The sequence below is a fragment of the Brevundimonas sp. VNH65 genome, from assembly GCF_049445955.1.
Classification (GTDB): Bacteria; Pseudomonadota; Alphaproteobacteria; order Caulobacterales; family Caulobacteraceae; genus Brevundimonas.
This window is the reverse complement of record NZ_JBMSDX010000003.1, coordinates 105839-127953: the sequence shown is the minus strand read 5'-3', so window position 1 is coordinate 127953 and position 22115 is coordinate 105839. Positions and strand designations below refer to the sequence as shown.

15 protein-coding genes are annotated in these 22115 nt (G+C 67.7%); 5 read left to right on the top strand and 10 right to left on the bottom strand.

The window, feature by feature from the left end:
* Positions 1–2: 2 nt before the first annotated feature.
* Positions 3–2270, bottom strand: a complete 2268-nt coding sequence (locus ACO2Q1_RS07520; RefSeq protein WP_423328876.1) for a glycoside hydrolase family 88 protein — start codon at positions 2268–2270, stop codon at positions 3–5.
* Between the two features lie 228 nt (positions 2271–2498).
* Here ACO2Q1_RS07520 and ACO2Q1_RS07515 point away from each other — a divergent pair, with 228 nt between their 5' ends.
* Both ACO2Q1_RS07515 and ACO2Q1_RS07510 read left to right on the top strand, forming a co-directional pair.
* The gene (locus ACO2Q1_RS07515) at positions 2499–3878 is read left to right on the top strand and encodes a glycoside hydrolase family 28 protein (protein ID WP_423328875.1); all 1380 of its coding nucleotides are present in this window, start codon (positions 2499–2501) and stop codon (positions 3876–3878) included.
* 53 nt (positions 3879–3931) lie between these two features.
* Positions 3932–4825: a Ku protein gene (locus ACO2Q1_RS07510; RefSeq protein ID WP_423328874.1), complete on the top strand. Its 894-nt coding sequence runs from the start codon at positions 3932–3934 to the stop codon at positions 4823–4825.
* A 9-nt stretch (positions 4826–4834) separates the two neighbouring features.
* Here the strand turns inward: ACO2Q1_RS07510 and ligD are convergent, their stop codons facing one another.
* The 9 genes from ligD to rhmD all read right to left on the bottom strand — a co-directional run bounded on the left by ligD (position 4835) and on the right by rhmD (position 19230).
* Positions 4835–7387, bottom strand: coding sequence for a DNA ligase D (ligD, locus tag ACO2Q1_RS07505; protein ID WP_423328873.1), 2553 nt, complete (start codon positions 7385–7387; stop codon positions 4835–4837).
* 92 nt (positions 7388–7479) lie between these two features.
* The gene (locus ACO2Q1_RS07500; RefSeq protein ID WP_423328872.1) at positions 7480–10200 is read right to left on the bottom strand and encodes a TonB-dependent receptor; all 2721 of its coding nucleotides are present in this window, start codon (positions 10198–10200) and stop codon (positions 7480–7482) included.
* Positions 10201–10387: 187 nt separating this feature from the next.
* A complete protein-coding gene (locus ACO2Q1_RS07495) occupies positions 10388–11860 on the bottom strand; it encodes an oligogalacturonate lyase family protein (protein WP_423328871.1) in 1473 nt (490 codons plus the stop codon).
* Between the two features lie 40 nt (positions 11861–11900).
* Positions 11901–14186, bottom strand: coding sequence for a hypothetical protein (locus ACO2Q1_RS07490; protein WP_423328870.1), 2286 nt, complete (start codon positions 14184–14186; stop codon positions 11901–11903).
* Positions 14186–15445, bottom strand: coding sequence for a sugar MFS transporter (locus ACO2Q1_RS07485; RefSeq protein ID WP_423328869.1), 1260 nt, complete (start codon positions 15443–15445; stop codon positions 14186–14188). The genes ACO2Q1_RS07490 and ACO2Q1_RS07485 overlap by 1 nt, the downstream gene beginning before the upstream one ends.
* Positions 15446–15500: 55 nt before the next feature.
* Complete coding sequence (locus tag ACO2Q1_RS07480) at positions 15501–16403, bottom strand: amidohydrolase family protein (protein ID WP_423328868.1); 903 nt, start codon at positions 16401–16403, stop codon at positions 15501–15503.
* A gap of 10 nt (positions 16404–16413) precedes the next feature.
* Positions 16414–17163: an SDR family NAD(P)-dependent oxidoreductase gene (locus tag ACO2Q1_RS07475; protein ID WP_423328867.1), complete on the bottom strand. Its 750-nt coding sequence runs from the start codon at positions 17161–17163 to the stop codon at positions 16414–16416.
* The gene (locus ACO2Q1_RS07470; RefSeq protein WP_423328866.1) at positions 17160–18011 is read right to left on the bottom strand and encodes a fumarylacetoacetate hydrolase family protein; all 852 of its coding nucleotides are present in this window, start codon (positions 18009–18011) and stop codon (positions 17160–17162) included. The genes ACO2Q1_RS07475 and ACO2Q1_RS07470 overlap by 4 nt, the downstream gene beginning before the upstream one ends.
* A gap of 25 nt (positions 18012–18036) precedes the next feature.
* Positions 18037–19230, bottom strand: coding sequence for an L-rhamnonate dehydratase (rhmD, locus tag ACO2Q1_RS07465; protein ID WP_423328865.1), 1194 nt, complete (start codon positions 19228–19230; stop codon positions 18037–18039).
* Between the two features lie 170 nt (positions 19231–19400).
* Between rhmD and ACO2Q1_RS07460 the strand changes: the two genes are divergently transcribed.
* From ACO2Q1_RS07460 to lldD, 3 genes are read left to right on the top strand one after another with little or no spacing between them, the layout of a single operon-like run.
* Positions 19401–20183 (top strand): IclR family transcriptional regulator, encoded by a 783-nt coding sequence (locus ACO2Q1_RS07460; RefSeq protein WP_423328864.1) that lies wholly within the window; start codon positions 19401–19403, stop codon positions 20181–20183.
* 24 nt (positions 20184–20207) lie between these two features.
* On the top strand, positions 20208–20969 hold the full coding sequence (locus ACO2Q1_RS07455; RefSeq protein ID WP_423328862.1) for an SDR family NAD(P)-dependent oxidoreductase: 762 nt from the start codon (positions 20208–20210) through the stop codon (positions 20967–20969).
* Positions 20970–20981: 12 nt separating this feature from the next.
* Complete coding sequence (gene lldD / locus ACO2Q1_RS07450) at positions 20982–22112, top strand: FMN-dependent L-lactate dehydrogenase LldD (RefSeq protein WP_423328861.1); 1131 nt, start codon at positions 20982–20984, stop codon at positions 22110–22112.
* Positions 22113–22115 lie beyond the last annotated feature (3 nt).

The following is a 22115-nucleotide window of genomic DNA, read 5'->3' as shown; positions in this document are numbered from 1 at the left end:
CGTCAGTGCGCCCGTGGTCTTGAACCGACGCGCGGCTGGGAGGCGACGAAGGCCTCCCACTCGGCGCGGCTGTTGAAGTCCAGGCCGCGATCCCAGGCCGAGCCCATCAGATAGGTGAAGGGCCGTCCCGGCGTGACGCGCAGCAGGATCAGGTAGTTCTCCGCATCCTCGGCGAAGCCTTCGACCATGGCGGGGTCGACGAGAATGGCGATGCCGAGCGACCCGTGGTCGGCGCTGGCGGGCTCCCAGAACATCAGGCGGCCGTTCTCGCGATCGCGCGTGACGAAGCCGGCGCCGTTGTCGTTGCGGCGTTTGGAAATGCCGATGGCGACCGTGAGGGGCTCGGCGGTGTCCGACTGGATCGTCGAGGTCATGCGGGTGAAGCTGGAGCCCAGCGGCAGGCTGAACTCGCGGGTTTCCCAGACACGGCGCGCGACATCGACCGGCCAGGGACGGTAGTCGACGCTGAAGCGCGCCACGTCACCGCCTGTTTCTTCAATGCGATAGGTCGAGAAGTTGCGGCTGGTCCACAGCTTGTTGTCGTACCACACGCCCAGTCCGCCGGTGCCGCGACCCCGGCCGACGTCGTAGTAGTCGAGGCCCTCGCCGCGATCGACGTGGTAGTTCGGGAACTTCAGCTGGCGGTCCATATAGGGCCAGCGCACCCGCTTGGCCCAGACGTCGATGCCCGATCCCGACGGCGGCTCGCGCGCCTCCAGCGCCGGGCCGTAGATGCGGTGCGCGACGCGGTCGTTTTCCCACAGGAGGTCGTCCAGCCGATCCGGGGCGAAACGGACGACGGCGCGCGGCGTCTGTTGATCGGCCGGGGGCGGAGCCAGCGGCTCGACCGTCGAAGGGCGGTTCAACTGGGCAGGGTCGTAGGACAGGGCGCGGGTGGCGCGCATTTCGGCCTCGCGTCGGCGAACCTCTTCAGGGCCGACCACCGTGACCGGCGCGGGCGGGGTCGGGGTGGTGGCGGCGATGACCTCGGCCGTGTCGCGCGCCGGTTCGGCCTGGGGCAGGGACTGGGGCGGGCCGTTCAGGTCCGCCACCTCCAGCCCGGCCAGGATGTAGGTCCCGGTGGTGTAGAGGCCGACCTCGCCCGGATCGGTGGCCACGGGCATGTCGCCGGTCTTCTGGGTCGCGCCGATCAGTCCGCCGGGCAGGACATGACGGTTCAGGGCCGCCCATCCGCGCGTGACGTGGGGCAGATAGGTCGCCCTGTCCAGCAGGCCGTGGTTGATGCCCCAGGCCAGGGCGTAGACGTAGAAGACCGAGCCGGAGGTCTCGGCCTGGGGGAAGGCGTCGGGGTCCAGCAGGCTGGCGGGCCACAGGCCGTCCTCGCGCTGAAGCTCGATCACCCGGCCGGCCATCTGGCGATAGATGTCGACGTAGAATTCGCGGCCGGCGAAGTCGGCCGGGACGGATTCCAGCCAGCGCGCCAGACCACCCATCACCCAGCCGTTGCCGCGCGACCAGTAGATGTGCTCGCCGCGCGCATTGCGATGGCGGTCGTCCTTGAAGCGTTCGTCGCGCAGGAACAGGCGCTGTTCCGGAACCCACAGGCGTTCGGCCGTGCGCCGCCATTCCTTGTCGGCGGCGAGCAGATATTTCGGATCGCCGGTGATGGCCGACATACGGGCGAAGACCGGCGGGGCCATATAGAGGGCGTCGGCCCACCACCAGATCAGCTGGGGCGTCTCGGCGGAGCGGTTCAGGTGCGGGACCTGCCAGTCGAGTCGCTGGCGCAGGGGCAACAGAACGCCTTCCTGACCGCGCCGGGCGTAGAGCTCCTCATAGAGGTCGCCGATGGTGATGTCGTCGGCGTTCAGCATGGTCGGGCCCGACCGGGCGCCGCGGACGCTGTAGTTGTAGTGTTCGGCCACGGCGGTGAGGAAGCGCAGGGTCTCCGGATCGTCCGACACGCGGGCCAGCCGGGCGGCGCCGATGTAGAAGGTGGCCGCGACCCAGTTGGACGACATCTGACTGAGATTGCTGCCGGTCGACAGGGCGATCGGCTCGGCGGCCATGGCCTTGATCTGGCTGGCGGCGACATATTCGACGGCCGCCATCGCCTCGGCGCGCGAGGGCAGACGGGCCGGGTCGGTGCTCAATGCCGGGCGGGGCGTCGGCTCCAGCCAGGCGCGTTCCACGCCGGGCGACAGGAGCGGAGCCTGGGCGGAGGATTGGGCCATGACCGGGCCGGCGAGGGCGGTCGTGGCGAGCAGGGCGGCGGACAGGCCCAAAGCCAGGCGGGAATGCGAGAACATGACTTCCTCCACGACGCGGCGGACCCGCGCCTGACTGCTTGAACCTGGTCCGGGCGGCGGCGGACGGACACCGGTGTCCAGACCGCGCGACCGATCGCCGCCCAAGGCCGACGACGACTTGTCTTCACCCTATCGTCCGCTATCGTGAGACGAAAGCACAGAATGTGGGAAATGAAGACGCCGATCGCCGCAGTTCGATCAGGTCCCACGCCGAGGAGGATGTCCGCCATGCATCGTAGAACCCTGTTGCGCCTGGGCGCCGTCAGCGCCCTGGCCCCCATGACCGCTCCGGCCTGGGCGCGGGAGACCGGCCGGGTGTTCGACGCCGCCGACTTCGGCGCGGTTCCCAACGGCGACGGGGTCCAGACCCGGGCGATCCAGGCGGCGATCGATGCGGCGGCCGGCGCGGGCGGGGGAACCGTGGTGCTGAAACCGGGCGTCTATCGATCCGGCTCCCTGTTCGTGAAGTCGAACGTGACGCTGAACGTCGGGCGGGGGGCGACCCTGAAGGGGGTCACCGACCTGAGCGCCTATCCGATGGTGCGGACGCGGGTGGCGGGCATCGAGATGGACTGGCCGGCCGGGTTGCTGAACGTCTATCAGCAGTCGAACGCCCGCATCACCGGAGAAGGGCTGGTCGACGGCGACGGCAAGGTGTTCTGGGACGCCTACTGGGCGCTGCGCCGCGAGTATGACCCCAGGGACCTGAGGTGGGCGGCCGACTATGACTGTCGCCGGCCGCGGCTGATCCACATCTATGACGCCGACAAGGTGGAGGTGTCGGGGCTGAACCTGGCGCGGGCGGGCTTCTGGACCGTCCATGTCTGTTACTCGCGCGACGTGAAGGTGTCGGACCTGATCATCCGCAACAACATCGGCGGACGGGGACCGTCGACGGATGGGGTCGATATCGATTCGTCCGAGCGGGTCGTGGTCGAGCGGTGCGACCTGGCGGTCAATGACGACGCCCTGTGCATCAAGGCGGGTCGGGACTGGGACGGGCTGCGGGTCGCGCGACCCTGCCGGGAGGTGAAGGTGCGCGACTGCATCGTCCGCGACGCCCTGGCCGGCATGACGTTCGGATCCGAAACCTCGGGCGGGTTTCACGACATCGAGGTATCCGGCCTGAGGATCGAATATCCGGTGCCGCTGGGGATTTTCTTCAAGTCGGGCCACACGCGCGGGGGTTCGATCTCGAACATCCGCATCCGCGACGTGCATCTGCAGGACGTGGCGACCCTGATGCGGGTGAACCTGAACTGGTATCCAAACTATTCCTACGCCCGGATCCCGGCGGGGATTGCCAATCCGCCCGACTACTGGACCGCCCTGGCCACGCCGGTGCCGCGCGAGCAGGGGATTCCCCGCATCCGCGACGTGCGCCTGTCGGACATCCGGGCCGTCGGGGGCAAGATCGGCTTCGAGGCCGCCGCCTATCCCGAGGCGCCGCTTGAGGATTTCGTCTTCGAGCGTCTGCGGTGGGACGTCCGCGAGGCTGGGTCGATCGCCAATGCGAAGAACTGGCGCTTCACCGACTGCGACATCGACACCCTGGACGGGACGGGGCCGAAGGTGACGGCGTCCAGCGGAGTGACGGGTCTGGGCTGAACGAACCCGATGACGCGGTTCCGCGTTGCGTTCTCGCAACGAGGAGACCGAGCATGGCCGCGCGACCGACCTGGCAGGGGCATCTGAAGCTGTCATTGGTGACGTGTCCGGTGGCGCTGTACACCGCGACCACCAGCGCCAATGACGTGCGGTTCCACCTGATCAATCCCGAGACGAACAACCGCATCCGCATGGTCGCGACCGACCCCGACGCGGGACCGGTCGAGCGGGCAGATCTGGTCAAGGGCTATGAGATATCCAAGGACGAGTACGTCCTGTTCGACGACGCCGACTTCGACAAGGTCCGGCTGGACAGCACCAAGGCGATCTCGATCGACGCCTTCGTCGACGACAGCGAAATCGACCGGCTGTACTGGGACGCCCCCTTCTTCGTCGTTCCGGAGAAGGGCGCGGGGATCGAGGCGTTCGCCGTCATCCGCGACGCCATGGCCAAGCAGAGCAAGGTGGCGCTGGGCAAGCTGGTGCTGCGCGGCAAGGAGCGGCAGATCGCGCTGGAGGTGCGGGGCAAGGGCCTGGTGGCCTATACCCTCCGGGCCCATGACGAGGTCCGCGACGCCGCCGACTATTTCGATGACATCCCCACGGTGAAGGCTGACGCCGACATGGTCGAGATCGCCGCACGGATCATCGCCCAGAAGGAGGCCGACTTTGATCCGAGCGCCTTCAAGGACCGCTATGACGACGCCTTGCGCGAGTTGATCAAGGCCAAGACCAGGAAGGGCGGCAAGGCGGTGGTCGAGGCCCCGGAACCGGACGACACCAATGTCATCGACCTGATGGCGGCCCTCAGGAACAGTTTGAAGGGCGCGTCCACGAGAGGGGCGAAGACGGCGTCGAAGGCGGCAAGCTCCAAGTCGTCGCCGACGAAGCCTCCGACCAAAAAGGCGGCGAGCAGGAAGCCCGCCGGCAAGAAGAAGGCGGCCTGATCGTCTGCGCTAGTCGATCCCCAGCCGCTTCAGCGCGGACTTGAGGCCGGCGGCCTCGCTTCTGAATGACGCCCAGGGGTCCGCCTTCCTGAGCAGGGACGGGTAGGTCCAGAGATTGAAGGCGCTCGGATCGAGGCCGGATCTGACCTGACCCCAGGACAGCGGAAAGGCGACGCCGGCGGTCGGGCGAGCCCGGGGCGACCAGGGGGCCACGGCGGTCGCCATGCGGCCGTTGCGGAGGTAGTCGAGAAAGATCTTTCCGCCGCGCGCCTTCCTGGCGAGGGTGGTGGTGAAACGGTCGGGATGGGCCGAGCGCAGGTCTTCGCACACGGCTTTTGCGAAGGCCTTGGCCTGATCCCATTCGACGCGGCTGCGGGCGTCGCTTCGGATCGGCACGACCACATGCAGGCCCTTGCCGCCGGTGGTCTTCACGAAAGGCGCGAGGCCGAGGTCCTCCAGACGCGGCTTCAATAGCCGGGCGGCGGCGATGACGTCGTCGAAGTCGAGGCCCGCGTCGGGATCGAGATCGAAGGTGATCTGCTCCGGCGTCTCGGGATCGCCGGGCTTGCTGCCCCAGGGATGAAGCTCCAGCCCCCCCGACTGGCCGATGGCGACCAGGCCGCCGACATCGTCGACGCCGACATAGGGCTTGCGCTCGCTGACGTCGATCAGCTTCAGCCTGGGGCTGGATCCGGCCATGGCGTGCCGCTGGAAGAAGGTCTGGCCGGTGATGCCGTCGGGCGCGCGAACAATGGAGACGGGCCGATCGGCGACGTGGGGCAGCAGGCGCTCGGCCACAGCCTCGAAGTAGCGGGCGAGGTCGGCCTTGGTGAGGGCCGGGCGGCCGTCGCGAGCAGGCCACAGCACCTTGTCCGGGTTCGAGATCGTCACCCCGGAGACGACAGTCTTGCCGGGCCGGGATCGGGGTCGGGACGAGACGTCCGGTGTTGATGGTTTTTGCGGAGCCGCGGTGACCTCCTTCGCGGTCTTGTCGTCGCGCAGACCCTTGAACGCGGCCTGCCTGAGCGACCCTGCCTCGGTGTAACCGCCGTGCTCGATCTCGGCGACCAGCACCGGCGTGAGCCAGTGAATGTCCTTGCCGCCCCGGGGCGCTTTCGGGCCGGAGAACGGGCTGCTGTCCGAACCCGCCGCCTTGAGCGCGGGCAGGAGCGTGCTGACGGTCGTGGCGCCGAATCCGGTTCCCACGCGGCCGAGGTATCGCAGGCCACGGCCCTCGCGGACGCCGACCAGCAGGGATCGCAGGCGAGCTCCGCCTTCGGACGACCATCCGCCGATCACCACCTCGTCGCGGCCTCGGCATTTCGATTTCAGCCAGGTCGAAGACCGGCCGCCGCGATAGGGGGCGTCGAGCTTCTTCGAGATGACGCCTTCCAGATCCATGCGGCAGGCGCTTTCCAGCACGGCCTGACCGGTCGAGGCGAAGTGTTCGACGTAGCGCAGCCGGCGCGCTCCGGCCTTGCCGACACGATCGACATAGGCCTGGAGCCGGGCCTTCCGGTGCGAGAGGGGGAGGCCGCGCAGGTCCTCGGCGCCCTCGAACAGCAGATCGAAGGCGAAGTAGATCAGACCCGATGTGCGCTGTTCGGAGATGGCGGTCTGAAGCGCGGAAAAATCCGGCATATGGTCGTCGTCGATCGCGCACAGTTCGCCGTCCAGGACGGCGTCGGGCCATGATGAGGCGTCGGCCGCCAGTTCGGGGAAGCGGTCGGTCCAGTCCAGCCCATTGCGGGTCCGCAGCGTCGCCCCGCCGCCGCCCACGGCGATCTGGATGCGATAGCCGTCGAACTTGATTTCATGCGCCCATCCCGCGCCGGCGGGAGGGTGATCCGAGACCTTGCACAGCTGGATCGGGACGAAGGCGCGAGGACGTGCGACCGGCCGCTCCGACCGGGTGGGCTTCGGCCTGGACGGCGCCTTGCGCGATGTGGGCCTGGAGGATGTCCATTTCGCCGGTCCTTCCGCGATCTGGGCCAGTGAGCGGCCGGTGGTCACCGAGGCGTCGATCTGAGCCAGGGCGTCGCCTTCGCCCGGGACGGCGTCCTCATCCCTTTCCTTGATCAGCAGCCAGTTCGCGCGTTTGGACGGCTTGCCACGATCGGACTTCAGCCTGACCAGCGCCCAGCCGCCCCGCAGCCGCTCGCCGGCAAGGATCAGCTTGATCGATCCCCGGGCGTAGTCGTCCGCCAGCGTCGCCGGCTGTTGCGGGCGCCACGATCCGACGTCCCACAGCTGGACCGTTCCCGCGCCGTAGTTGCCCGCCGGGATCACGCCTTCGAAGGATCCGTAATCCAGCGGGTGGTCCTCGACCTCCACCGCCAGCCGCTTGACGGCCGGATCGCGCGACGGCGCCTTGGTGACCGCCCAGGACTTGAGGACGCCGTCGATCTCGATGCGGAAATCGTAGTGAAGGCGCGTCGCCGCGTGTCGCTGGATCAGGTAGCGCAGCGGGTCGGCCGCCTTGCGCCGGCCCTTGGCGCCCCGAGGTTCAGGTGTCTCGGCGAACCGCCGCTTCGTCCGATAGGTATCGAGCTCTCCACGCATTTCGCTTGAACGCGCGACGATGAAAAAAGGAAGGCCCGGAGCGATCGACGCTCCGGGCCTGAGGTTTGCGGTGGAAGATCAGGGAGGGAAGATCAGTACTTCCAGCGCAATCCCACGGCGATCTCGCGACCCGTATGGCGGTAGTCGGAGACGCGATTCAGGGCGTCGACATAGCGTTCGACGTATTCGTCGGTCAGGTTGATGGCCTCCAGCGAGAAGGTCATGTTCGGCGTGATGTCGTAGGACATCGAGGCGTCGATGTTCAGCGTGTCATTGATGCCTTCCTCCGAGTTGCCGTTCGCGCCCGGGAAGGAGAGCAGATACTGGCTGCGGTGGGCGGCGGAGACGCGCGCCTGGAACGGTCCGTCCTCGTAGTAGAGGGTGGCGTTGGCGGTGTTCTTGGACTGGCCGGTCAGACGATTGCGTCCGGCCGTGCCGTAGCCCACGTCGGAATCCACCCAGGTGACGTTGCCGATGAAGCCGAAGTTCGACCAGAAGCCGGGCAGGAAGGTGAAGGGCTGCTGATACTGCAGTTCAACCCCGTCCAGCGTGCCGCCGTCGCCGTTGATGCGGCGGGTGACCTGGAAGATGTCCGTCGGCTGGGCGGCGCCTTGCAGCAGTTCCAGCGGCAGGCCCAGGGTGTTGTAGGGCAGGCCTTCGGTCACCGAGGTGATGAAGCTGTCGATCTCCTTGTGGAAGACCGCGAGCGCCAGGAGGCCTTCGTTCTGGAAATACCACTCGATCGAGGCGTCGTAGTTGGTGGCGCGGAACGGATTGAGCAGCGGGTTGCCGTAGGACACGGTGCGGGTCGTCGGCGAGACGCTGCCGCCCGGCGTCAGGTCGCCGAGGGTGGGGCGGGACATGACCTTGGCTGCGCCCAGGCGGATGACCAGGTCGTCGCGCGGCTCGATGGCCAGGTTGAACGACGGCAGGGTGTCGGAATAGTCGTTCTCGGCCGTGACGTAGTTGTAGCCGGGAACGCCGCCGACCGTGACCGTCTGCCAGCCCTTGGCCGTGACCTCCGTCGTGGCGTAGCGAACGCCGACGTTGCCGCGGACGATCCAGTCGCCCAGCATCGTGTTGAAGTCCGCCTGGACGAACAGGCCGTTGTCCGTTTCGTCGACTTCCCGTTCGCTGCGGTTCGCGACGAGGGGCGCATCGTAGAAGCTGAGGAAGTCGGCGATCGCATCGATATCGGGCACGATGAAGTTCAGCGCCGTTCCCGCCGGTGCGTTGACGTACCCTTCCAGGTTCACGAGGCGAGCGATGCTGTCCACGCCGGTCAGGCGATCTGCGCCGGTGGGAGACGTCTGGGCGCGCGAGAGGCCGAAGGTCTCGAAGGCGTAGGTGCGATACTCGCCGCCGGCCTTGATCGAGAACGAGTCGTTCAGGTCATAGGTCAGGGCGCCGGCGGCCACGTTGTTTTCGAAATTGCCGCCGCCGCTCGAGCGCGTGGCGTTGACCAGGGTGAAGCGCTGGCCGGAGGTGACGTCGAAGCCGTAGTCGAGAAGCGGCTGGCGATTGTTGTCGCGAGCGTCGTAGGTGAAGGTGGCGCTGGGGGTCGTTTCGAAGCGATAGGCGACGTTGTGCGGGGTCCGGGCTTCCGAGCGATTGACGCCCAGCTTCAACGTGCCGCGCAGACGATCGGTGAACTCGTGCCGGGCGTTGATCGACGCCTGGTAGAAGTTGCTCTCGTTGCGGGTGAAGCCGTTCTCGGCGGCCACGATCATGTTGTCCCACACGCCGTATGAGAAGGCGTTGCGCGAGGTGTCGATCTCGTATTCCCGCAGGACCAGCTGGTTCACGGCCGCGCGGCTGAAGGACCACGCCTCCATGTTCGGGCTTTCGGTCTCGGAGTTGAAGCGCGACCACAGCAGGTCAAGCGTGACCTCGGTCCGGTCGCTGGGGCGCCATTGCAGGGCGCCCGTCATGCCCAGGCGATCCTCGAAGGTTTCGCCGAGCGTGTAGCGGGGGATGCGCGGATAGAAGGCGTTCAGCACTTCGCTGCGCTGGGCGTCGGTGGTGCAGGGAATGCAGGAGCGGAAGTTCGCGCCCGTTCCGTAGGCCTGCGCCGGATTGCCCTTCTGCCAGCGGGTGGTGTTGAAGCTGCCCAGAACCGGGGCGCGTTCGGAATAGGCGACGGAGAGCAGGGCGCCGAAGGTCTGGTCCTCATTCGACCAGCTGAGCAGGCCCGCCAGGCGCGGAATGGTCGTCTCCGACAGGTCGTTGTACGACGCCTGGGCCGACATGGCCGCAGAGATGCCCGGGGTGCGGAAGTCCAGCGGGCGGCCGGTCTGCAGGTCGACGGTCGCGCCCAGCGATCCCTCTTCGATCTCGGCCGACTGGGTCTTGCGGACCCGGATGGCGTTGAACAGCTCCGAGGCGAACATCGAGAAGTCGAAGGAGCGGTTGCGGTTGCCGCCCGAGGCCGCCTGGGCCTCCAGACCGTTGATGCGGGTGCGGGTGAAGTCGGATCCCAGGCCGCGCACCGAGATCGTCGTGCCCTGGCCGTTGACGCGGTCGATGGTCACGCCCGGCAGGCGCTGGATGGCCTCGGCCAGGTTCTGGTCGGGGAAGTCGGCGATGTCCTCGGCCAGGATGGCGTCCACCGCGCCGGCCTCCTGACGCTTGATGTTCAGCGCCTGTTGCAGGCTGGAGCGGAAGCCGGTGACGACGATCTCGTCCACCTGGGTGGCTTCACCCTCCTGGGGCTGCGCGGGCGTGGTCTGGGCAGAGGCGGCGGCGCCCCAGGCGAGGGCGGCGAGCGATACGCCGACGGCGCACAGAGTCCGGGTGTCGAGGGTCGGTCGCATCAATCTGTCTCCCCATTCCGGCGTCAGCTGGCACCGGTGTCATTTTTTGGTATGATGTCGCGCATAGTGCTACGCAGCGACGTGCCACTTATTGCAACATCATTTCGCATTTTGCAACAGGTGGACGGACTGGCGTCACCTGACGGCGCAAGCGGCGGATCCAGCGCGCAATTTTGCCTTGGTCGCGTCAGCTCCGCGCCCGGGCGACCTCTACGGCGTAGACGTGGTTGGGCCCGTGCATATTGGACACGAAGACGATCCACCTGCCGTCCGGCGTGAAGGTCAGGTTGGGTTCCAGACGGTAGTCATGGTTCGACAGATCGACGAGCCGCTCCGACCGCAGGTACTCCACGAAAATCTGGTCGTCCTTGTCGCTGGACGGGTCCTCGTCGACGATGGGTTCGGGACGCAGCAGGACGATCCATTTGCCGTCGGGCGCATGGGCGACCATGTCGCCGTCGCCGCCGTCGCCCGCGAACATTCTGCCGTCCGGCGAGCAGTTGAAATGAACGGACCAGTCGTTCTGTTCGACCCGGCGATAGACCCGCCGGCCGGTCTCCAGATCGACGGAGGCGACCCAGAACACCTGGCCGCGCGGGGTCTGGAGGTCATAGTGGACGTGCCGACCGTCCGGGCTGAACCACTCGTGGCCGAAGATCTCGAAGTTCATCGTCCGCTGATGCGTCTTGCGCAGGTCGGTGCCGTCGGCCTTCATCGTCCACATGCGGTCGACCCGATGCCACGGGCCTTCATGGCAGAAGATCAGCCGCTGGGGGTCGGTCGGCGAGAACTGGGTGTGGCCGATCCACTCGTTGGTCTTGTGGATGACGCGGCGCTCGCCGGTGGCGATGTCGATGACGAAGATCTCCATCGGATAGCGGGCGGCCCAGCGTTGCAGCATGCGCACGCCTTTGGCGCGGGCGAAGTTCAGCGGGCGGCCGTCCGGTCCGTTGGCCTCATATTCGGCCTGATCGAAGCGGCGGTTGCGCGGGTCGCGGACGGTCGGCTGAAGCGGCTGGGAATCGTAGGCCACGAAGCCGAGAAGCAGCGTCTCGTCGGCGTTCACCGAATTGACGTTTCCGTTGGGAATTCGGGCGATGCGGCGGACCTCTCGCGTGTCGGCGTCGATGGAGAACAAGGTCTTGCTGCGGTCCATCAGCTGGGCGTCGGCCGGTTCGGTGACCGAGTAGTAAACGTTGCGACCCAGCCGCCCGGTGAACATCAGGTCGGCATCCCGGCCGGGGACCAGAACCGTGTGCGTCCAGGTCGCCAGATCGACGAGGGTGATGCCCTGGGGCGTGGAGATGACCATGCGGTCGGCGTGGCCGTCGCGTCCCGGGAGGAACATGTTCTTGTAGAAATAGGGCTTGCCGCCGCCATCGGGGGTGACGCGGCGGATGCGGTGGCCGGTCTTTGCATCGATCCAGTCGCTCGGGATGGGGCCGTCCCAGTGCGGTTGATGCGGGACGGGCGTCGCCTGAACCGAGGGAGGCGCAGTGTTGGGCGCCGGCCAGGTCGGGACCTGACCCGGCGGGGGCAGGGGGGCGTTGGTCGACAGATACTGGCGGGCGGTCGCGGTCGAGGCGCCGGCGGCGACCCCTGCGGCGGCGGGGGCGGCCAGCAGGGCCTTGAGGGCGGAGCGGCGGGAGGTCGTCGTCATGGGGCGTTCCTCTTTCTTGTCTGGTCGCTCGGGGAAAAGCTTAGGGGGCGGGCTTGATGCCCTCGACGCGGACGGTCCAGCCGTCCTTCGGGAAGCCGGGGGCATGTCCGGTCGAGCCGTCCCAGCCGCCCGCCATCAGGCCCACAGCCCACAGCAGGGAGCCGTTGGAGGGGAAGTAGGTCTCGGCCGCGCGGCGGTATCCGGCGCCGTCGGGATTGACCGTCATGGCCACGCCGCCGGCCCCGGCCGAAACCGGCACAAGCTCGTCAGCGTGTTCATCCAGGTGGACGCGCGGGGTCATGCCGGTCGGACCCCACTGGTTGTTCTTCAGATCGGCGAACAGCCAGTCGACGGCCTTCTCCGGTTCGCCCAGACGGGCGGCCGTCATGGCCATCATCGGGAAGTCCCAGCCCCAGGTCTGGCGAATGTCCCAGTTCGTCTCGACCGCTTCGAAGGTGCGGCGCATGGCTTCGCGGTCGATCCGCTGACCGGCGATGAAGCCGTAGGCCATGAGGAAGGAGGGGTGGTCGCGGTTCTTGCACTGGGGCGCCGACGCATGTTCGCGACAGGCGTCCGAGCCGGCGATGTCCCAGAAGTCCGGCGTGCTGTCGGTCGGCAGATAGAGGCCGTCCTTCATCGCCGGCGGCGCGATCCGGGCCAGGGCGCGGTCCCAGTCCGGATTGCGTGCAAGACCGCGCCGTTCGCGCCAGGCCTGGGCCGTCGACAGGGCCCAGCGGAAATACTCGACCTCGAACGTCGGATTGGCAGTGGTCAGGGGATCATAGTTCTCCTGAGCCGGGATCATGGGCGGGCCGAGGTCCATCCGGCCGTTGCGATCCAGCGGCCAGGAGGCCAGGAGGTCGGCCGAGGCCTCGACCAGTTCGGCATAGCGGTCCAGCGTCGCCCGGTCCTTGTCCGCGCGCCAGACCAGTTCGGCCAGCAGGATCGGATGCGGCTGCTGCCACATGATGAAGGGCGAGACGAGGCTGGGGCTGTTGCGGCCCTCCGGCCCGGTCATCTTGGGCCACCATGCGCCCTTGACGCCATGGCGCGCGGCCTCGGCGCGGGCGTTGTCGAGGTTGCCCAGATACCAGGGCAGGCTGCGTTCCAGCAGGTCGGCGTGACCCCACATGGCCTGCCAGGCCTGATGCCAGGGGTGCATCTCGAGATGAAATTTCCCGAACCAGGAGTTGGAGAACAGACCCTCTTCCTGGGGCGGCAGTTCGCCGGCGCCGTTCACGGCCGACAGGTACTGGGACAGGACCACGCGGCGTTCCAGTTCGGCGGCGCGTGGGTCGGTGGAACCCGTGAAATCGACGGCCCCGCCGCGCGTCCAGAAATCGCGCCAGTGGTCGGCCGTGGCCGGGCCTGTCTCCGCCGTGGACGGCAGGGCGACGGCGGGTTGCGCCTGTGCGTAGTCGACGGTCAGGCTGAGGCGATCGCCGGAGGCGGCGACCGCTTGGAAGTCGTGCGCGCCCGCAGCGGTCACGCTTCCGTTGGCGGCGATGCGCGAGACATAGGCGGTCTCGTCGATCGTCCGGCGCACGGTGACGGCGTCAGCGGAACGGGCCAGGACGTCGGTGCGGCCGCGCTCGGTCCAGTTCGACGGGTCGGGATTGATGGCGGGCGCCACGCCCGGATAGCGCACGACGGCGGTCAGTCGCCCATCCGCGATCAGGGGAGACCGGATGTCCGCCGCCACGGCGTCGAGCGCGGGATGGACGCGGGTGACGACCTCGACCGGCGCGCCGTCATAGGTGAAGCGGCTGGTCAGGGTTCCGGTCCACAGGTCCAGGGTCTGGCGGGTGTCGGCGACCTTGCTGAAGTCCAGCGCCTGTCCCTCGCCGTCTGTCAGGGCGATGCGGCCCAGCGAGAAGCGGTGCGGATTGGCGCGCAGCCAGGTGTAGGCCGGATTGGTCTCGGCGTCCGACCAGGACTTCATCCAGGCATAGGGTTGCGGCCCGCGCCCCGGCACCTCCACGTTGATCAGGCCGCTCTGCTCGGTGTAGCGCTCGGGATTGGGAAAGCTGTGCCAGGCCCATTGCGCCATGGTCAGCAAGGGCGCGAGTTCGGAATATTGTTCCGGAAAGGTCTGCAGGCCGGTGATGTCGGCCGTGAAGCCGATGTCGCCGTTGCCTAGCATCACGGGCGCGTGCCGGTCGACGGCGGTCTGGGTCACATTGTGGCGCGTGACCAGGGCCTGTCGGTCGATGCGGGCGGTGGGCGCCTGGGCCACGGCGGCGGCCGGCGTCGGTTCTGCGTGGGCGCAGGCGGCGATGGGAACCAGCAGGGTGGCGGCGAGCAGAAGCGGGCGGAGCCGGAGCATCACGAGGCCTCCGTCCGGCCGAGGCCGGCGCCCTTCCAGCCGTACCAGGCGACCATCAGGAAACAGGCGGCGGGCAGGAGGAAGGCGACGTTGGCGCCGTAGAGGTCCGAAATCTTGCCCATCGGCCAGGGCAGCAGCACGCCGCCGCCGATGGCCATGACCATCAGGGACGAGGCCCGCTTGGTCGCCGAACCCAGGCCCTGGGTGCCGAGGGCGAAGATGGTGGCGAACATGGTGGACATGAAGAAGAAGACCGCGATCAAGGCGATCGGCGACACCTTGTCGATGCCGGCGGCCACGATCAGGGTCAGAAGGACATTGACCACGCCATAGGTGGTCAGGAGCGTGCGCGGCTTGACCCGCAGCAGCAGGGCGGTGGCGGCGAAGCGGCCGACCAGATAGCCGATGGCCGCGAGCGACAGCATGAAGGCGCCCTGCTGGCTGGACAGGCCCTGCCAGTTCTGGGTCACCAGATTGATGAAGAAGGCGCCGATGCCGACCTGGGCGCCGATGTAGAGGGCCTGGGTGACCACGCCCCAGACGAAGTGGGGCTGTTGCGACAGGGGCCTGGCCACGCCGCCGACCTCGTCCGCGCCGTGATCGGCCAGACCGGTTTCCGGCAGGCGGGCGCGCCACACCGCCAGGGCGAACAGGACCACCCCCAGGGCGATCAGGCCGTAGACGATCTGGATGGAGCGGGTGGCGCCGCCCAGGGCCTCGGTCGTGGTCGGGCTGAAGAAGACCGCGCCGCCGATCAGGGGGCCGAAGAAGACGCCGAGGGCATTGAAGGATTGGGCCAGGTTCAGACGCTGGGGCGCCTTGGCCGGATCACCCAGCACGTTGACGTAGGTATCGGCCGAGGTCTCGAGCAGGCACAGGCCGGCGGCCAGGACGAACATCGAACCGACGAAGGGCAGGAAGCCGCCCGCGCCCGCCGCCGGGATGAACAGCAGGGCGCCGACGGCCGTGACGCCCAGGCCGGCCACGATGCCGAACTTGTAGCCGCGCGCCTGGAGCAGCATGCCCGCCGGGATCGACAGCAGCAGATAGGCGCCGAAGTAGGCGATCTGGAGCCAGGCGCTGTCGGCGTGGCTGATGCTCAGCGTTTCCTGGAAATGCTTGTTCAGCACGTCCAGCAGCCCGTAGGCGAGGCCCCAGATCAGGAAGCAGGCGATGGCGAAGGCCAGGGGGCCGCGCAGGTTTCCATCCGGTCTGGCCAGTCCGCCGGGCGTGTGGGCGGCGTCGGTTTCGATGCTCATGTCGTCCTCGGGTTCCTCGGGCCTGACCGTCTTCGTGCGGCGTCGGCGGATGAAATCAGATGCGGTAGATCGCCTCGGCGTTGGCGGCGAACAGGCGGTCGCGCTCATCGACCGAGAAGTCGGCGGTGGTGGCGTCGAAGGCGGAATAGAAGGCGTCGAAGGTCCCGTGGACGCTTTCGACCGGGAAGTCGGAGGCGAACATGGCCCGGTCGGTCCCGAAGGCGTCGATGCACTCCAGAACGATCGGGCGGATGGATTCGACGCTCCAGGCGCGGTCGGTGATGCCCAGGCCCGAGATCTTGATCGAGATCTGCGGCTGGGCCGCGAGCAGGCGCAGGCCGGTGCGCCAGCGCTCCATACCTGCCTCGTCGCGGTCGTTCGGCAGGCCGGCGTGATTGATGATCAGGGGGATGTCGGGATGGCGGGCGGCGATGATGGCGGCGGTCGCCATCTGGGACGGATAGAGCTGCAGGTCGAAGGACAGACCGTGCCGGGCCAGTTTGGCGAACCCCTCGACCCATTTCGGGTCGGGCAGCAGGTCGCGCGGCTGGTAGGTCTTCAACGGATCGTCGTGCCAGCAGACGATCTGGCGGACGCCCCGCACATTTGGCCGGGCCGCGTGGGCTTCGAGCAGGGCGTCGAGATCGGGATCAAGCAGGTCGGCGCCCGCGACGATCGCCTGGGGATAGCCACAGGCGTCCGCCAGGCCTTGCAGCCAGTCGGTTTCGGCCAGTTGCGCCCCGATCGGCATGCCGCATTCGACGTGGACGATCTTCTCGACCTTCCAGCCGGCCGTGTCCGCCAGATAGTCGGGCAGCAGATAGTCGCGATGCGCGATCGGGGACATGTCCCCCGCCGGATTGTTCGGCAGGGGATCGTCCTGCAGCCAGCCATAGCGTGCGCGGGACAGGTCCCACAGATGGACGTGGGGATCGACGATGCGAAGGTCCGACGCCACCCGCCCGACCTCAGTAGGTCGTGCGGCCGCCCGACGTGTCGAACGTCGAGGCGGTGGTGAAGCTGCACTCTTCGGACGCCATGAAGCAGACCATGGCGGCGCTCTCCTCGACCTCGCCGAGGCGGCCCATCGGGATCTTGGAGCGCATGTAGTCGACCTGGCTCTGGGGCAGTTGCTCCAGGATCGGGCTCTCGAAAGTGGCGGGGGTCAGGCTGTTGGCGATGACGCCCTTGCCGGCCAGTTCCTTGCCCAGCGACTTGGTGAAGCCGATGACGCCGGCCTTGGACGCCGAATAGGCGCTGGCGTTCGGATTGCCTTCCTTGCCCGCGACCGAGGCCACATTGACGATGCGGCCGTAGTCATTGGCCAGCATGAAGGGCACGATGGCGCGGCAGCAATAAAAGACGCCGTTCAGATTGATGTCGATGACGCGCCGCCAGCTGTCGATCGGGAATTCCGGCACCGGCACGGTGGCGCCGGTGATGCCCGCCGAGGCGACCAGAATGTCGATCCGACCCAGGATAGCGTTGGCGGTCTCGGCGGCGGCCTGGACCGCCTCGGGATCGGCGACGTCGAGGGCGGTGACGGCGACGGCGCCGACCTCGGCCGCGGCGGCCTTCAGGGCGTCGGCGTTGAGATCCCAGAGGATCACCTTGCCGCCCTCGGCGACGATGCGGGCGGCCGAAGCCTTGCCCAGGCCCGAGGCGCCGCCGGTGACGACGGCCGTGCGGCCCGCGAAACGTCCGGAATAGCTGCTCATCGGGACCACGCGACGAAGGTCTGGCCCTGTTCCCCGAGTTTCTCGATGCCGAGGCGGACAGTGTCTCCGGCCTTCAGATACCAGGGCTCCGGCTTCTGGCCGAGGCCGACGCCCGGAGGCGTGCCGGTGGTGATGAGATCACCGGGTTCCAGGGTCATGAACTCGGACAGGTAGGAGACGATCTCGGCGACCGTGAAGATCATGGTCCTGGTGTTGCCGGTCTGGACGCGCTTGCCGTTGACGTCGAGCCACATGTCCAGGTTCTGGACGTCGCCGACCTCATCCTTGGTCACCAGCCAGGGGCCGACGGGGCCGAAGGTGTCGCAGCCCTTGCCCTTGTCCCAGGTCGGGCCGCGCTCGATCTGGAAGGCGCGTTCGGACACGTCATTGATCAGGACGTAGCCGGCGACATGGTCGAGCGCCTCTTCCTTGGTGACGTACGATGCCGCCTTGCCGATGACGACGCCCAGTTCGACTTCCCAGTCTGTCTTCAGCGAGCCGCGCGGGATGACGACGTCGTCGTTGGGGCCATTCAGGCAGGAGATGGCCTTTGTGAAGACGACCGGCTCGGACGGGATCGGCAGGTTCGATTCCGCCGCGTGGTCGGCGAAGTTCAGGCCGATGGCGATGAACTTGCGCGAGCCGTTGACCGGCACGCCGTAGCGAGGCTGACCTTCGACGACGGGCAGGGAACCGGTGTCAATCGCGGCCAATTTCGCCAGCCCTTCGGCCGACAGCAGATCCGGCGTGATGTCGGCGACGACGCCGGACAGGTCGCGAATGCGGCCCTCGGCGTCCAGCAGTCCGGGCTTTTCCTGACCCTTTGGGCCGTAGCGGAGCAGTTTCATCAGTCGATCTCGTCGGGAGGAGGGGTCAGCGCGCGTAGGGGCGGTGGAGGGCGATGTCGCGGTTCAGTTCGACGCCGAAGCCGGGCGCATCCGGAACCTTGAGCCGACCGTTCACGGGCACGGGTTCGCCGATCAGTTGCGGATGGAACATCGGCACGACCTCATCGGCGCCGGGGGCCATCATCAGGAACTCCGCGAACGGGCTGTTATGGCGTGTGACGACGAAGTGGTAGCTGTACACCGACGATCCGTGCGGGATCATCAGCACGCCTTTAGCGTCGGCCATGGCGGAGATCTTGATCAGTTCGGTCACGCCGCCGCACCAGCCCACGTCCGGCTGGATGATGTCGCAGCATTCCATTTCCAGCAGCATGCGGAAGCCCCAGCGGGTCGCCTCATGCTCGCCGGTCGTGACCAGCATGCCCTTTGGGGCGTTCTTCTTCAGCGCCTGATAGCCCCAGTAGTCGTCGGGGCTCAGCGCCTCCTCGATCCACTTCAGCCCCAACTTGTGCGCCTCGTGCGCCAGACGGGTGGCGTAGTTCAGGTCCAGCGCCATCCAGCAGTCGAACATCAGCCAGAAGTCATCGCCGCAGGCGTTCCGCATGGCTTCGAGTTCGGCGAGGTTCTTGCGCAGACCCTCCTCGCCTTCGGCCGGGCCGTGGTGCAGGGGCATCTTGCCGCCGATGAAGCCCAGTTCCTTGGCTTTGTCCGGCCGGGCGCCGGTGGCGTAGAAGGTCAGTTCGTCGCGGACCGGGCCGCCCAGCATGGCGAAGACCGGCTCCTGGCGCAGGCGGCCCAGCAGGTCCCACAGCGCCAGATCGACGCCGGAGATGGCGTTCACCACCAGACCCTTGCGGCCATAGTACTGGGTCGAGAAATACATCTGGTCCCAGATCTTCTCGACCTCGGACGGATCGCGGCCCTCGAGGAAGCGGGCCAGGTGCTTCTCGACGATGTAGGCGGCGGGTTCGCCGCCGGTGGTAACCGCGAAACCGACGACGCCGTTCTCGGCCTCGATCTCGACGACCAGGGTGCCCAGAACATTGATGCCGAAGCTCCGACGGCTCTGGCGGTACTCGGGGTACTTCGCCATCGGCGTGGCGATGTGGTCGTCGATCCAATGGCCGTCGCCCTGGTCGTGGTAGTCGGCGCCGCCGCCCGTTCCGTCGTTCTTCACGACGAAGGCGCGGACATGTCTGATCTTCGGAAGACGGCTCATTGGATCAGGCTCGCGTCCTGGTCACCGGTTCCCATAATGCGGGATTTCACTGGCGTTTCTCCGTGCGACCCGTCAAAGTCGACCCTGTCAGGATGGTCGGCTTGCGTGTTTTGCTACATTCTGGGAAAGAGGATTACGAGATGGGACGAATGGCGTCAATCAAGACTGCAATGATCGACAGTGAAGGCGTCGAGGAGGCGGGAGGCAAGGCCTCCGGCAGCCAGACCCTGCTGCGCGGCCTCGACGTCATTGACGCCCTGATCGACGGTTCACTGCCGCTGGCCGAACTTTCCGAGAAGCTGGATCTGACCCGCAGCACGACGCACCGCCTGGCCTCGGCCCTGGTGGACCGGCGTCTGCTGTCGTTCCGCCCGCGCGAGGGCTATTCGCTGGGGCCCAAGCTGCTGGAGCTCGGCCATGCGGCCAGCCAGCAGATGCATCTGCCCCGCGTGGCGCGGCCCTGGCTGGAGCAACTGTCGGCCGCCACGGAGGACACCGTCCATCTCGGCGTGCTGGACGGACGTCACGCCCTCTATCTGGACAAGGTGCCCGGGCGGCGACGGATCAATATCGGGTCGCGGCTGGGCGAGCGGCATCCGATCGCCTCGACGGGCCTGGGCAAGGCCCTGATCCTGGACAAGACCGAGCCGGAATGGACCGACTTCTATGCGCCGGAGGGCGCGCCGTTCGATTCGGCGGCGCGCGCCGTGTGGCTGGAGCGGATGCGTGGCTACGCCCAGAAGGGCTACGCCTTCGACCTGGAAGAGAACGAGGATCAGATCCGCTGCGTCGCAGCCCCGATTCGCGGCGTGGACGGCAAGATCGTGGCCGCTCTCAGCGTCTCGTCGGCGGCGCAGTACATGTCCGACGCCCGCATGGCCGAACTGACCAAGACTGTCACCGACGCCGCCGACGCCATCAGCACCGACCTGGGCTGGGCGCCGAAATCCTGAACCGAAGCCACCGCCGGAGCCTCCATGCTGCTTGAGAACAAGGTCGTCCTGATCACGGGCGCATCGCGGGGCATCGGCAGGGCGACGGCGATCGAGGCCGCGCGTCAGGGGGCGGATGTCGCGATCAACACCTATCGCGACGCCGGGGCGGCGGCCGGGGTGGTGGCCGAGATCGAGGCGCTGGGACGTCGGGCGATCGCGGTCGATGGCGACGTGGCCCAGCCGGAGAGCGCGACGGCCTTTGTAGACGCCGCCGTTTCGGCTCTCGGCCGGGTCGACGTCTTCGTGTCGAACGCCGGCATCTGTCCGTTCCACGCCTTTCTCGACATGCCGGCCGAAACCCTGCGCCGGACGATGGAGGTCAACCTCCACGGCGCCTATTTCATGGTTCAGGCCGCCGCCAACCAGATGGTCAGACAAGGTGACGGCGGTTCGATCGTCGCCATCAGCTCGATCTCTGCCCTCGTCGGCGGGGAGATGCAGACTCACTACACCCCGACCAAGGCCGGGGTGCACAGCCTGATGCAGTCCTGCGCGGTGGCGTTGGGCAAGCACGGCATCCGCTGCAACTCCGTCCTCCCGGGAACGGTCGCCACCGACATCAACAAGGACGACCTCGCCGACCCTGATAAGCGCAGATATATGGAGGGCCGCATCCCGCTCGGGCGTCTGGGCCGGCCGGAGGACATCGCCTCGGTGGTCGCCTTCCTGGCCTCGGACATGGCGGGCTATATGTCGGGCGCGGCGCTTCTGGTCGACGGCGGCGCCTTCGCCAACTTCCAATAGGGACGCCCCGGCGTGATCATTTCCTCGCCCGGCGATTTCCGCGAGGCGGCGCGGCGCAAGCTTCCGCCGTTCCTGTTCCACTATATCGACGGCGGGGCCTATGCCGAGCAGACCCTGGCGCGGAACGTCGCGGACCTGTCGCAGGTCGCCCTGCGCCAGCGGGTTCTGAGAGGGTCTGAAGGTCTGGACCTGTCGGTTGACCTGTTCGGCGAGAGGCTGGCCTTGCCCGTCATCCTGGCGCCGGTCGGACTGACGGGCATGTACGCGCGGCGCGGAGAGGTGCAGGCGGCGAAGGCGGCGGCGTCCCGCGGCGTGCCGTTCACCCTGTCCACCGTTTCGGTCTGTCCCATCGAGGAGGTCGCGCCCGCGATCGAGCGGCCGATGTGGTTTCAGCTTTACGTGCTGCGCGACCGGGGGTTCATGCGGAATGTGCTGGACCGGGCGAAGGCGGCGGGGGTGAAGACCCTGGTCTTCACCGTCGACATGCCGGTGCCGGGCGCACGCTATCGCGACGCCCATTCCGGCATGAGCGGCCCCAACGCCGAGATCAGGCGGATGGTGCAGGCCATGACCCATCCGGCCTGGGCCTGGGACGTGGGCGCGCGCGGAACGCCTCACGACCTCGGCAATGTCTCGGCCTATCTCGGCAAGCCGACGGGCCTGGCCGACTATATCGGCTGGCTGGCCGGGAATTTCGATCCCTCGATCGCCTGGAAGGACCTGGAGTGGATCCGGGACGCCTGGGACGGGCCGATGATCATCAAGGGCGTCCTCGATCCCGAGGACGCGCGGGACGCGGTCGCTTTCGGCGCGGACGGGATCGTCGTCTCCAACCACGGCGGGCGGCAGCTCGACGGGGTGCTGTCGTCGGCCCGCGCCCTGCCGCCGATCGCCGAAGCGGTGAAGGGCAGGCTGAAGATCCTGATGGACTCCGGCGTGCGGAACGGGCTGGACGTGGTTCGGGCGCGGGCGATGGGCGCCGATGCGGTGATGATCGGCCGGGCCTTCGTCTATGCGCTGGCGGCGGGCGGCGAGGCGGGGGTCAGCCGGCTTCTCGACCTGTTCGAGAAGGAAATGCGCGTCGCCATGACCCTGACCGGGGCGCGGTCGCTGTCGGACCTGGGGCCGCAGTCGCTGGCATGACGC

Excerpts from the sequence above, each read along its gene's own strand:
- ACO2Q1_RS07520 (WP_423328876.1), bottom strand. The coding sequence starts at position 2,270 with ATGTTCTCGCATTCCCGCCTGGCTTTGGGCCTGTCCGCCGCCCTGCTC.
- ACO2Q1_RS07515 (WP_423328875.1), top strand. The coding sequence starts at position 2,499 with ATGCATCGTAGAACCCTGTTGCGCCTGGGCGCCGTCAGCGCCCTGGCC.
- ACO2Q1_RS07510 (WP_423328874.1), top strand. The coding sequence starts at position 3,932 with ATGGCCGCGCGACCGACCTGGCAGGGGCATCTGAAGCTGTCATTGGTG.
- ligD (WP_423328873.1), bottom strand. The coding sequence starts at position 7,387 with ATGCGTGGAGAGCTCGATACCTATCGGACGAAGCGGCGGTTCGCCGAG.
- ACO2Q1_RS07500 (WP_423328872.1), bottom strand. The coding sequence starts at position 10,200 with ATGCGACCGACCCTCGACACCCGGACTCTGTGCGCCGTCGGCGTATCG.
- ACO2Q1_RS07495 (WP_423328871.1), bottom strand. The coding sequence starts at position 11,860 with ATGACGACGACCTCCCGCCGCTCCGCCCTCAAGGCCCTGCTGGCCGCC.
- ACO2Q1_RS07490 (WP_423328870.1), bottom strand. The coding sequence starts at position 14,186 with ATGCTCCGGCTCCGCCCGCTTCTGCTCGCCGCCACCCTGCTGGTTCCC.
- ACO2Q1_RS07485 (WP_423328869.1), bottom strand. The coding sequence starts at position 15,445 with ATGAGCATCGAAACCGACGCCGCCCACACGCCCGGCGGACTGGCCAGA.
- ACO2Q1_RS07475 (WP_423328867.1), bottom strand. The coding sequence starts at position 17,163 with ATGAGCAGCTATTCCGGACGTTTCGCGGGCCGCACGGCCGTCGTCACC.
- ACO2Q1_RS07470 (WP_423328866.1), bottom strand. The coding sequence starts at position 18,011 with ATGAAACTGCTCCGCTACGGCCCAAAGGGTCAGGAAAAGCCCGGACTG.
- rhmD (WP_423328865.1), bottom strand. The coding sequence starts at position 19,230 with ATGAGCCGTCTTCCGAAGATCAGACATGTCCGCGCCTTCGTCGTGAAG.
- ACO2Q1_RS07460 (WP_423328864.1), top strand. The coding sequence starts at position 19,401 with ATGATCGACAGTGAAGGCGTCGAGGAGGCGGGAGGCAAGGCCTCCGGC.
- ACO2Q1_RS07455 (WP_423328862.1), top strand. The coding sequence starts at position 20,208 with ATGCTGCTTGAGAACAAGGTCGTCCTGATCACGGGCGCATCGCGGGGC.